Genomic DNA, 12,648 nt, shown 5'->3' on the forward strand with positions numbered 1-12,648 from the left:
AGCTCGAGCCTCTTGTTGATCACCTGAAGCTTAAGCCGAAGCTCTACACTTTTCTTAAGGAGAACCACCAAGGGATCTAACCAATGCTCACTTGCCAGTGCGGAATAGGGAAGAACACGAAGAGATACGCTTTCCAGCTCAGGCAAGCGTATCCCTACCAAATTAACCTGTCGAAGAGTGAAATCTTCAATTTCGACCAGATCCTTCACGCTGCCCTGATAATTGGACAGCATTGGCAGTTGTTCACGCACCTGTTGGCGAAGACTCTCTAACGTATCCTCTAATTCGGTCTGAGCTTTACGGGAATTGGCACGCTCGGCCAGAAGCTGTTTTCGCTTCAGATCCAGAGCAGGGACAAACTTCCGATAGGCTTTTACCTTGCGACCTTCTTTATTGAGGGTGCTTTTATTCAGTGCCAGCTTACCCACGCTTCAACTCCTGTCAGGCGTTTTCGGGGGAGATTTCCTGATCGCTTTTTGGAAAGTACTTATCGATTAGGTTCTGCTTCATCAACAACTCTTCTTCCCTGAAGCACTGAGCCAGAATCGACCAGCCCATATCCAGCGCCTCTTCAAGCGGCATGCTGACGTCGATATCCATAAAGTTTTGCTGGAACAGACGGCCAAACTTAAGAACCCGCTCATCAAACTCACTCAACTCGAAGGACATCGCCTGTTTCTGCTCGGCATCCTGAGAGGCGGCGTAGAAGCGGATCAGAGTGTTCATGATCTGGCTATGATCTTCCCGGGTGACTTTACCAATCACATGTTGTTTGAGACGTGAAAGGGAGCCGAAAGGATCGATCACACCATCATGCAGATAGAACTGACCTTCGGTGATATAACCGGTGTTATCCGGAACCGGGTGGGTAACATCATCACCCGGCATGGTGGTGACCGAAAGAATAGTCACCGAACCGGCACCCTTATAGTCACAGGCTTTTTCGTAGCGGCGGGCCAGCTGAGAGTACAGGTCACCAATGTAGCCACGGTTCGATGGTACGTGTTCCATGGAGATGCCCACTTCTTTCAGAGCATCAGCATACGCGGTCATATCGGTCAGTAGCACCAGAACCCGCTTGCCTTCATTGACCGCATAACGCTCTGCCACAGCCAGTGCCATATCCGGAACCAGCAGGGCTTCTACCGTTGGGTCTGAGCCCTGATGAACAAACATAACAGTTCGGGCTGAAGCTCCAACTTCTTCAAAGGTTTGCTTAAAGAAGTGGTAATCATCAAAGATCAGGCCGATACCGCCAAAGACAACAATATCCGCATCGGCCTGAGCACCAATACGAGCAAGCAGCTGGTTATAGGGCTCACCAGCAACTGAGAAAATAGGGATTTTCTGACTTTCTACCAAGCAGTTAAACACATCGATCATAGGCACATCGGTGCGAATCATGCGTGACGCCAGAATACGGCGTGCCGGGTTAACAGTCGGGCCGTCGATCTCGATACGGGGTTCGTCGGTCAGTGCCGGGCCGCCATCAATAGGCGATCCGGTGCCGGAGAAGGTACGACCCAGAATATTAGGAGAGAAGGTTACCTCCATCGGACGGCCTAAGAAGCGGACGACGGAGTGGGTCGAAAGACCTTTAGTGCCGGAAAAAACCTGAAGAGAAACCTCTTCACCATCCAGCAGAATAACCTGTGCGGTGCGGGGCAGAATATCCTGCCCTTCATCCTGACTTTCAATCAGAGCCAGATCACCAAAGCTGATCTGGGAAGCGCCACTTTCAGAGGTAGGCACATGAACTTTGACGATATCGCCAACAATTTCAAGAATCCGGGAATAACGAATTAATAGCTGGGACACAACTACCTCCATGTAATGTAAACGGCATAAAAAGGCTGTCAAACCAAAAAGATAGCACATGACGCAGGTGCAATATCAAATAAGCATACCCTAAATAAATAAGATGACGCCAAGATTACGGTTACAATTTGTCTCCGAAATTGACCTGAGCTATCCTCCGAGCAGGCAAAAGGATTGTTCAAACCTTGTAAGAGCTGCATCGCTCTAAACTAAAGCTGGGTGACCACTTTGTTTCTTCCGGACTCTTTAGCCTGATAAAGTGCCTCATCGCCTCTTTTGTATGTATCGGAAACATTCGCGATACCCTGCTGAAGGTACAGCCCGAAGGATGCTGTTACAAAAGAGCAAGCAGAGTTGTATTTGTGCTCAATTCCAAGGGCTTCAATCGCAGCACGTAGGGATTCAGCCACATTTTCAGCCTGCTGCCTATCGGTTGTTTTATAGAGCAATGCAAACTCTTCACCCCCCAGGCGATATGCCAGGGCAGATAATTGCTCTGCGAACTGTGACAAGCAGTCACCAATTCTGATCAGCACGCCATCACCAGCCTGATGACCGTAATTGTCGTTATAACCTTTGAAATGATCGACATCGAAGATAAGAAAGGCCATAAAACAGCCTGACTGAGCGACATCTTCAGACACTCCCGCAAAGGCTTCATTGAAATGCCGACGGTTATAAAGACCCGTCATAGGGTCTGTAACGGATAATATCTCAATATATTTCTTGTCCGTAATGTCCTGACGTATGGCGGTGTAACCAACGATAACGCCATTGGCATCCATAAGAGGATCAATATGGACATCAACCCAATAGAAGGAACCATCTTTCTTGCGGTTTTTAAGCTCGCCCTGCCAACTCTGGCCTGAGCGTATGGTCTGCCAGAGTTCTTTATAAATACTATTCTTCATATCCGGGTGACGAACAATATTGTGATTGCGACCAATAAGTTCTTCCCGTGTGTAACCGGAAATATCACAAAAGGCCTGACTCACACTGCGGATAATGCCAAATTCATCCGTACTTGAAGTGATGATATAGCGATCAACGGTATCGGCATAATTACGAATCTGCTTGTAACGAATACGGTTACTGATCTGAGTAACCAGGCGGCTGGCAAGCTCTTCACGTGAAAAAGGCTTAACAACAAAATCATTAACACCCGATTTCAGCAGCTTAGCGTCAAAGGCGGGGCCTTGTTCTTCCAACGTGAAAAGAATGGGCAAACCAAGCTCATCATGCTCGGACCGTATAATACTGACCAACTCAAGTCCGGAGCCATGGTTCTCCAGGCGCTCATCACAAACGACAAAAGAAATATCTTTATGAATCGCCAGCTCAGCTTTAGCCTGCTCAATACTGGAAACACAAATCAGATTAAAACGATAGGGGAGTAGGTAGTTAACAACGACAGAAGATTCTTTCTCACAACCATTAGCAACCAGAACCTTCATTCCCTGCGTAAAAAGCATCAATTCTGCGATACGCACCGCATAAGCAATGTCGTTTCGGCTTTCTTTAACAACATAATCTACGATAGGCAGGGACGTTATTGAAGCCTGCAAGCTATCAGCAAAGGACCCCGTCAATGAAACGACAGGAATATCCATACCGATTAGCTTGTAAATCACTTCACCACTACTGGCATCCGGCAGGACAAGATCTGCAATCGCTACGAAATAGTCATTTCTCGCCAGTAGTTCGACCATATCGGCCATGCAGGCGGCATGATGAACCTCAAAATAGTTATTAATTGCCAGTTCCCGAGAGATAGCTTTAGCAAATAGCTTGCTATCTTCAATCAGCAAGAGTTTTTTCATGACACCTCAAACAATGTTTCTCTTAACTTGATATAGAGAGGAGCCATCGTCAGTGTCCTTGTGCTGGCGTCCACGTAATCCATGCTAAGGTAGCTAAAATCCAAAAAAAAGCACCACCGAATGTTTTTTTATTTATAAGTATCTTATCATACAAATCCCGCACACCATGCAGGTGTTTTATTGTCCGCTAGCACTTGATTTGTAAGATTTTCTTTCTCAATGAGATTTCGATGGTAAAGACAGCGACCACCCAAACCTTAGCCCAAAAAGTCACAGGGTGCCTGAATAGGCCTCTGGTCCGCAATTCACTGATGACCGTGATATTTATCGGCATGGCGGTGGTTTTTATAGCGGCTTACCTTTCGGTCGAAAAACTCTCAAAACTACAACGCTTCAGCCATGATCAGCAACAGGCTTTAGCGCTGCAAAATACGGCTATTTTGCTGGCCAGAAGAAGGGGACTGCAGGCGATCATAGACTCGGGTGACCTTGACAGCAGCTTTCTCACCGAAAAATCTCGTTTGGACCACATGCTGACTTACAGTCTAAAACCTCTGATTCATGATTCTGCTTCGTCACAAGGCATACCTTTACAGCATGCCGATAAACTCAGAGATTGCCTGGCTAACAGCTGCTTCAGTACTAAAGCCAATTCAGGGGAAAAGAACTTTTTACTACATACTTCTTACATCCGCGATCTGCTCAACGATGCAAAAACGCTCCTGCTTAAGCCGGGCAGGTATCCGGACCTGCTGAAAGATGAGTATATTTTTAAATCAACCCAACTCATTATTGATACCGCTTTCTATGCAGAGTCAGCCGGACAATTAAGAGGACGTTTCTCTGCTTATCTGGCTAAAGACAGCCAACTCAATGCTAATGAGCTGGAGACCATAAGAAATACTCTCGAAAAAAGAAGTCTCCGTTTTAAAGAGCTGACAACAGCCCCACTGATTCATGATATGGGTCTGGCCAGCTACACGTCTCGGAATTACCGCCACTATCGTCAACTTAAAGAAAAAGTGGACCAACTCTACTCAGGTAAAATTAATCTCAGCAGCGGTACATTCTTTGAAAATGCAACCCGCTTTATAGAAGACCTTCATTTTTTCAGAGAACAGCTCCATCAAAGCCTTAACAACAGAATCAATAACAAAATTGATATACAAAACAGCAGTCTCATCAAGCATGGCATAACCGGGTTTGCACTGTTTCTGATTATGATCGGGTTACTGCTGGCCCGCTTTCACGCCGAGCACCAGAAAACCAGAAAACGTAACCTTGAGCTGAGCTTTCTGAAACAAGCATTGGACCAACACGCCATTGTCAGTATGACGGATGCCAAAGGGGATATAACCTATGTTAATGATAAGTTCAGTGCTATCAGTGGCTTTGAGAGTGATGAGTTAATCGGCAGAAACCATCGTATTGTGAACTCAGGCACGCATTCCAAAGCTTTCTTCAAAAAACTATGGGATAGCGTGCACACTAACAAACCCTGGGCTGGTGAAGTTTGTAACCGCAAAAAAACCGGCGAGCTTTACTGGGTTTTTGCAACCGTACTTCCGCTATATGATGACAAAAACCGACTTGTTTCGATCATTTCTGTACGTACCGATATTACCCGCCAGAAACAAAGTGAGGCGCTCCTGCAGCAAGAAAAAGAGAACGCAGATGCAGCCAATCAGGCCAAAAGTGATTTTCTGGCTAACATGAGTCACGAAATCAGAACTCCGATGAACGCTATTATCGGGCTGACACATCTTGCACTCCGCGACAGCACAGATGAGAAAAACCATAATTATCTGAATAAAATTAAGTTGTCGGCTAATAACCTTCTGGACATCATTAACGATATTCTCGATTTCTCAAAAATCGAAGCAGGTAAGATTCAGATTGAAGAGATTCCTTTCTCACTGCCGGATACCCTTAAACACGTGGTGGACGTCAGTCAGGTAAGAGCGAATGAAAAACAATTACCCATTCGTTTTTTTGCACCGGAAGACCTGGTCATAAAGTGTATCGGTGACCCACTCAGAATCAGCCAGATATTACTCAATCTTATGAGTAATGCGGTGAAATTTACCGAAAAAGGCCACGTTACCTTAAATGTTCAGCAAAGCTGCCTGCCTGATAAAAAGGTGGCATTGGAATTCCGTGTTACCGATACCGGTATAGGTATCGCCAAGGAGAAGCAAGCCTCACTTTTCGCTGCCTTCTCTCAAGAGGATAGTTCGACCACCCGTGTTTATGGTGGAACAGGTTTAGGGCTTTCCATTAGTCAGGAACTGGCAAGACTGATGGGTGGCGAATTAACCGTGGAATCCGAACCCGGAAAGGGGAGTAGCTTCTGCTTTACAATCACCTTGGATCAATTCACGAACCAAACACAATATCGCCCCCTGAGTGAACTCAGAGCCCTTTACGTTGATGATGACCCTATTGCCCTTGCAGCCATTAAGCGGCTCTTTGAGGCACAGGGGATTCAGCTACATTGCTCGGATGATGCGCTTAGCGGCTATGAGTTTGCCCGGAGTCAGGCAGAAACCCCGGAAACAGCCCTTGACCTGATTCTAGTCGACCAGGATATGCCGGGCATGGATGGTACGACGATAGCGCGCAAACTCCATGAAGAATTTGCTGGCGCTCTAATGCCCCATATAATCCTGCTCACGGGGCGCGATGATCATGATCTCAGGTCTCTTGTCGAAGAGCGGCTGTTCGATGCGGTGTGGCTGAAACCCGTTTCAGCTTCAGAAATCCTTGATGGTATGCAGAGTTTATTTAAGGAAAACCGCAAAGGACTTGGCGCGACCCTTAGCCCTCGTCTTACTGAAAGCAGTATTAATCAGCTTCTGGATGGCCGAGTACTGATCGCAGAGGACAACCTTATTAATCAGGAAGTGATAACAGGTCTTCTGGAACCCTACGGACTTGACCTGACACTTGTCTCTAATGGGCAGGAAGCCGTTACCGCCTGTAAAGAGAAGCACTTCGACCTTGTTCTGATGGACTTTCAAATGCCTGTTATGGACGGACTTGAAGCGACTCGCCAAATCTGCAAATTGGGGCTGATTGAACAGCCTCCTATTATTGCTATGACAGCTAACGCAATGGAAAGCGACCGAAGAGATTGCCTCAAGGCAGGTATGTCGGACCATATCAGTAAACCAATTGATCCTGCGCGACTGAACAGCGTCCTACATCAATGGATCAGAATCGACGGGGAAGTGCCCCTTGTCGAAAAAAAGGGCACAGACGATTCAAAATCGGGGACTCAACCGAGAGATACCCAAATAGCACCATCCTTTATTGACGGTATTGATATGTCGGTGGCTTTCGCTTCAGCCAACAGAGATGCCCATCTGGTACACAAGCTCTTCAGCTCATTCGTTGAACAATATAAGGAGATCGACCTCCTGAGTTCTGAACCAGAGGAACTAGCCCGGCAGCTTCATACGCTTAAAGGTCTTGCTGGCACACTGGGCATGACTGAACTGAATATTCTTGCATCCACACTTGAACAGGAGCATAAGAAGCAGGGGCAGATTACACCGGACAAAGTCAGACTAATCAACCACGAAGTAAAGCAGCTTGTTAACGCGATAGAAGTGAGTCTGGGCAACCCAAAAACTGACAACATGCAGTCAATGACAGGTGAACTGTCAAATCAAGCAACAGAGGCGTCACCGACCGATCTTGCTAAACACCAGCCCAGGATTGAAAACGAACCTCACACAAGAATCGATGAAATTGCTAAGCAACTGGAAAAGCAACTGACCCAGGGAGATTCGGAAGCTCAGGAAACAGCTCTTGAATTTATGCTGGCTATGCAGGAGAAGCCCCAGGCAACATCTGCAGCTGAAATTCTTGAGCTTGCAGATAGTTTTGACTTTGATCGTGCTTTAACAATTCTGAAGTCACTGGATCTGGGATGACGATGGCAACCCCATCATCCCAGCCGGCACAAACAATGCATAATGTATATTATGTTAAATTGCATAATAAGAACATAAAAGATGTGAAGTCGGCTATCGGATTTAGCCCTGAGCCACTAAGGCTATCTCTGGAATTATGGCCATTCTTTATATTGCCTCTTACCCCCTCCGTAAAAAGCGAATTCGAAAAATTTACACTAAATCAAGAAAATGCCTCCTGACTCTTACCATGTTATGTTGTAACATCTGCTGCTTTGGTAAGGCCTAGTCTCAAGATCTGATTCCTCATTCGCTTCGGGCCATCTCTTCAATCTCTGTATCTTTCGCATTCGCTCAGCTAAAAGTACGAATGCAGGAGCTTATTATTTAATGAACCAGATCCTCTCTGAACGAATATACACCATGCTAAAAGCCCCATTGAAGACACTTAAGGTGTTGCTGGCTGCAACCCTGATAGCAATCAGTACAGCCTATGCCGCTGACAAACCTTTAGTTTTTGTCAGCGTGACACCACAAAAATATCTGCTGGAAAAGATTGCAGGCGATAAAGTCCAGATCGAAGTGTTGGTCCAACCCGGCCATAACCCCCATAGTTATGACCCAACAGCACGTCAGATGGCGCGTTTAGCTAAGGCCGATATGCTAATGACAACCGGAGTTCCTTTTGAGCAGGTTTGGCTCCCCCGCATTCGCCGTTTGAATACGGAAATGGCTATTATCAACACACTTGAAGGCATTACTGAACAAAAACAAAATTATGCCGTCCATCATGATGAACACACGGATCATGGTCATCATGAGGAAAAAGCAGGAAGTGAACATCATGAAGGGCACGATCACAAGGGTGATGACCCTCATGTTTGGATGGATCCGGTCAAAGCTTCAGCTCAGGCAAGAATTATGACCCGGGCATTAAAAGCAGCCCTGCCAGAACAAGCAGACAGCTTTGAACAAAATTATCAACTGGTCGCAGAAGAGTTAGAAGCGCTGGACCATGAAATTCATGAAACCTTCGAAAATTATGAAGGACGTACTTTCATGGTATTCCATCCGGCATGGGGGCACTTTGCGGCCCGCTATCATCTGGAGCAGGTAGCGATTGAATATCAGGGCAAATCCCCTTCTGCACGCCAGCTGGTTGGCCTGTCTGAAAAAGCAAAAGCTGAAAACATTAAGGTGATCCTGGTTCAGGAACAATTTAATCAGAAACCCGCTGAACGAATTGCCGAAAACATAGGTGCCCGTGTCGTAAAAGCAGACCCGCTACCGGAAGACCTGCCCAAGGCGATCCGTGAGCTATCCCAACAGCTTTTGGAGTCCTGGCAATAATGGGGCGTTTTGCAAAAAATATTGTAGAGTTCGATAGCGTCAGTTTCCGCTATCAGGCCTCCCCTGTTCTGAATAAAGTCACCCTTGCTGTTAGAGAAGGTGAGTTTTTAGGACTTGTAGGCCCTAATGGTGGCGGCAAAAGCACCCTGCTAAAGTTGATCATGGGACTAATCACCCCGGATGAAGGCAGGGTTCGTATTTTTGGCTCATCACCCAGAAAAGCATCCCGACGAGTCGGCTATGTGCCTCAGTTCGCCAAATTCCCCAATGATTTTCCAATCTCCGTCGAAGAAACGGTTTTAATGGGCCGAATTCGACCAGGTCGTCTCTGGCAAAGCTACCGCAAAGAAGACCGAAAAATTGCACATAAAGTGATGATGGAAACGGGTGTTGCGGAGCTGGCAGACCGGACCATTGATCAGCTTTCCGGCGGTCAATTGCAGCGAGTACTTATTGCAAGAGCATTGGCAACAGAGCCGGAACTGCTACTCCTGGACGAGCCAACAGCCAGCGTGGATGCCCACCAGGAAAAAGGGGTGTTCGAACTGTTCAAAGAGCTTAATAAGCGTATGTCAATTATCGTGATCTCTCATGACATCGGCTTTATTACAGACTATGTCGATCGGGTTGCCTGCCTGAATAAAGAACTGCTCTGCCATGAAACTCATGCCATCACGCCGGATGTTATTGAGCAGATGTATGGTGATCATGTGCACATGATCCATCACCACTCCCATGCGATCTGAGCCAGTCTGCACCAAACCCTATTGAGACCAATATCATGGAATTCTTCTCAGCTCTGATTGAACAAACCTTCCTGCAAAATGCCATGATTGCAGGTATTCTGGCCAGCATCGCCTGCGGCCTGATCGGCACTTATGTTGTTGTGATGCGGATCAGCTATCTGGCCGGCGGTATCGCTCACTCTGTCATGGGTGGCATGGGTCTGGCCTATTATCTTGGCGGCTCTCCATTTATTGGCGCTCTGATTGCCGCAGTGGTTTCTGCTTTAATTATTGGCTGGGTCAAACTCTACTGGCAGGAACGGGAAGACACGTTGATTGGAGCCCTATGGGCCTCCGGTATGGCGATCGGTGTTCTCTTTATCAGTCAGACACCAGGCTATCAGGTGGACCTGATGAGTTATCTTTTCGGTAATATTCTGTTGGTGGCAAAAGGAGATCTTTGGCTGATGGCAGGCATGGATGCGGTTATCATCACCACAATCGTACTGCTATACCGTCCTTTCCAGGCCGTAGCCTTCGATGCCCAATTTGCCAGACTCAGAGGCTTACCTGTCAACTTCCTGTATCTGCTACTGCTCTGCATTGTTGCCCTCACCGTTGTTCTTATGATTCAGGTGGTTGGCCTGATTCTGGTCATTGCACTACTGACACTGCCTGCAGCCATCGCAGGCCATTACACGAAAACACTGGGCAGCATGATGGCGCTGGCCTCTCTGCTGGGATTAGCATTTACCTCTGGCGGACTTGCTATTTCTTACCAGCCAGACCTACCCGCAGGCGCATGTATCATTCTGCTGGCAGCTGCAACTTTTATCATTTCTGCTATAGTAGCCTCCCGAAAAAAACCTCTGGAAGCGGACACGACAGAAGCCTGATTCAACCGGCATCCATACTTATTTATTTCTATCTCATTAAGGTTTAACCATGACAAGCGCAACGTTTAACTGGAAACAGGTCGAAAAGGCCGAACTCAATCAAACTTTTGACCTGAACACCGCGCTTAACCATCTTAAATTCAATGACGATGGATTAGTTCCGGCTATTGCTCAGCAGTTTGATAGCGGAGAAGTGGTCATGATGGCCTGGATGAATTTGGATTCCATTAAAGAAACCCTGAAAAATCAGCGAGTATGCTACTGGTCACGCTCCCGTCAAGCATACTGGCGTAAAGGCGAGTCATCAGGCCAGGTACAACATCTGAAAGAGATGCGCATTGATTGTGATGGCGACACGATTCTTCTTTTGGTTGATCAGATTGGACCTGCCTGCCACACCGGCCGTCGCAGCTGCTTTTATGCTGTTGCGGACCAAGACAAACTCCGGGTTGATACTCAACCCCTGATCACCCCTGAAGAGCTGTACGGAAAATAAACCTGCGAGTTCTTTAGCTTTTTGTATCCAGTACCGGTATCAGACAATGAAATATCTGCTAAAGCTTTTGGTGCATTTCTACCGCTATGTGATCAGCCCCCTGCTGCCCAATCGCTGCATTTACTACCCCACTTGCTCGACATATGCACTGGAAGCCCTGGAAACTCACGGCGCAATCAAGGGGACCATTCTTGCGGTAAAAAGAGTTCTGAGCTGCAATCCCCTTGCTAAAGGCGGTTATGACCCGGTGCCCGAAAAAGGCTGCTGGAGAAATGGTGTCCATCAGTGCGTCGGACACCACAACAACCACCCCGAGTCCGATGATGACGAGCAACCCCGTCAGGATGAAGGCAAGACCGGTAATCAACCGACCTTAGCCAACGATGTCAGCTTAAGCGCAGATAACACCGAAAACATAGCATCTGAAAGCAACGACCCCATTAAGATTAAGAGCTCCAATGGCAAGAATTGAATCCCCCTGTATCGGCATCTGCAGCACCACGTTAGGTGATGATGTTTGCCGAGGCTGCAAGCGTCATTCTGATGAGATTCTGAGCTGGGGTCATGCTGAGGCGGATATGCGGGAATCCGTGATGCAGCGGATTGAATCCCTGACCATCGCCGCTGTCACCGAATATTTTGAGTTGCTTGATAAAAATCAACTTCAACAACAACTTACGCAACGCCGTATCCGGTATACTAAGCGCTTTGCGCCCCAGTGCTGGGTCGTCGATCTGCTCAGAGTGGGTGCCGGACGGATTCAGGATATTGAAGCCTACGGCATCACACTAACGGATCAGGCGCGTCGGTTGTCACCGGATACCGGTCGGCACAATACCTCATCCCGTCTTCTGGAGATTATCTACCAGAAGATCAACCAAACTATCTTAGAAGAAACAGACAGGCTGATTTGTGAAAAATCCTGATTTGCTCGAAGAGATCTATCAATTCCTGCCCTGCCCGACTCCCGCTTTGTGGGTTGAACAGGCAAAAGACAACCTGGATATTCTGCTGATCGATCATGCTCAGTGCGAGAAAAAAGCGGCATCCAATGCGATGAATCTGATGTACCGCTATGTTGATCGCCCTGATCTGTTGAAAAAAATGTCCCAGCTGGCTCGTGAAGAGCTGCTCCACTTTGAGCAGGTGGTTGGGATTCTTCAGGAGCGCGGTATTAAGTACGAACATATCAGTGCGGCCCGCTACGCATCAGGCCTGCGTCAGCATATGCGCAAAGGTATTTACGAGCTGATCGATGTGCTGATCATTGGTGCCTTTATCGAAGCCCGCTCCTGTGAGCGCTTTATGGCGCTGATTCCGCATCTGGACGATGCCCTGGCGACCTATTACCGCTCGCTGGTTCGTTCAGAAGGTCGCCACTACCGGGATTATCTCGATCTGGCTCAACAGTATGCGGATGGTCCTATCGATGACCGCATCGCCTTCTTTGCAGAGGTGGAAAAAGAGCTGATTGAATCAGACGATGATACCTTCCGCTTCCATAGCGGCCCGGTTGTGCTCAAGCAAAGTCCGGAGAAGGGCAATATATCCAGCCAGAAAGCTACTGCGCAGGCTTGAATGATAAGCTGATCTAATCGTCAGTGCTAAAAAAGGCGCTAACTGGAA

The 12,648-nt window shown here is 47.4% G+C and carries 11 protein-coding genes; 8 read left to right on the forward strand and 3 right to left on the reverse strand.

Annotated features, from left to right (window positions below; all coding sequences use genetic code 11):
* The 3 genes from AC4GL5_RS14905 to AC4GL5_RS14915 all read right to left on the reverse strand — a co-directional run.
* On the reverse strand, positions 1–428 hold a 428-nt coding region (locus AC4GL5_RS14905; RefSeq protein WP_490383589.1), incomplete at its 3' end, for a V-type ATP synthase subunit D.
* A gap of 13 nt (positions 429–441) precedes the next feature.
* A complete protein-coding gene (locus AC4GL5_RS14910) occupies positions 442–1,818 on the reverse strand; it encodes a V-type ATP synthase subunit B (RefSeq protein ID WP_490383590.1) in 1,377 nt (458 codons plus the stop codon).
* 209 nt (positions 1,819–2,027) lie between these two features.
* Positions 2,028–3,638, reverse strand: coding sequence for a diguanylate cyclase domain-containing protein (locus tag AC4GL5_RS14915; RefSeq protein WP_490383591.1), 1,611 nt, complete (start codon positions 3,636–3,638; stop codon positions 2,028–2,030).
* 311 nt (positions 3,639–3,949) lie between these two features.
* On the opposite strand from AC4GL5_RS14915, the gene AC4GL5_RS14920 reads away from it, so the two are divergent.
* The 8 genes from AC4GL5_RS14920 to AC4GL5_RS14955 all read left to right on the forward strand — a co-directional run bounded on the left by AC4GL5_RS14920 (position 3,950) and on the right by AC4GL5_RS14955 (position 12,600).
* Entirely contained in the window at positions 3,950–7,576 is a 3,627-nt protein-coding gene (locus tag AC4GL5_RS14920; protein WP_490383592.1) for a hybrid sensor histidine kinase/response regulator, read from the forward strand.
* A gap of 369 nt (positions 7,577–7,945) precedes the next feature.
* Complete coding sequence (locus AC4GL5_RS14925) at positions 7,946–8,905, forward strand: metal ABC transporter solute-binding protein, Zn/Mn family (RefSeq protein ID WP_490383593.1); 960 nt, start codon at positions 7,946–7,948, stop codon at positions 8,903–8,905.
* Complete coding sequence (locus AC4GL5_RS14930; RefSeq protein WP_490383594.1) at positions 8,905–9,651, forward strand: metal ABC transporter ATP-binding protein; 747 nt, start codon at positions 8,905–8,907, stop codon at positions 9,649–9,651. The genes AC4GL5_RS14925 and AC4GL5_RS14930 overlap by 1 nt, the downstream gene beginning before the upstream one ends.
* Before the next feature lie 35 nt (positions 9,652–9,686).
* Entirely contained in the window at positions 9,687–10,526 is an 840-nt protein-coding gene (locus AC4GL5_RS14935) for a metal ABC transporter permease (RefSeq protein ID WP_490383595.1), read from the forward strand.
* Positions 10,527–10,575: 49 nt separating this feature from the next.
* Entirely contained in the window at positions 10,576–11,022 is a 447-nt protein-coding gene (hisI, locus tag AC4GL5_RS14940; RefSeq protein ID WP_490383596.1) for a phosphoribosyl-AMP cyclohydrolase, read from the forward strand.
* 46 nt (positions 11,023–11,068) lie between these two features.
* Positions 11,069–11,494, forward strand: a complete 426-nt coding sequence (gene yidD / locus AC4GL5_RS14945) for a membrane protein insertion efficiency factor YidD (protein ID WP_490383597.1) — start codon at positions 11,069–11,071, stop codon at positions 11,492–11,494.
* On the forward strand, positions 11,481–11,948 hold the full coding sequence (locus tag AC4GL5_RS14950; protein ID WP_490383598.1) for a DUF1289 domain-containing protein: 468 nt from the start codon (positions 11,481–11,483) through the stop codon (positions 11,946–11,948). The genes yidD and AC4GL5_RS14950 overlap by 14 nt, the downstream gene beginning before the upstream one ends.
* Positions 11,935–12,600, forward strand: coding sequence for a MiaE family protein (locus tag AC4GL5_RS14955; RefSeq protein WP_490383599.1), 666 nt, complete (start codon positions 11,935–11,937; stop codon positions 12,598–12,600). Before AC4GL5_RS14950 ends, AC4GL5_RS14955 begins: the two co-directional genes overlap by 14 nt.
* Positions 12,601–12,648: the final 48 nt, after the last annotated feature.

The organism is Oceanospirillum sp., assembly GCF_982874595.1.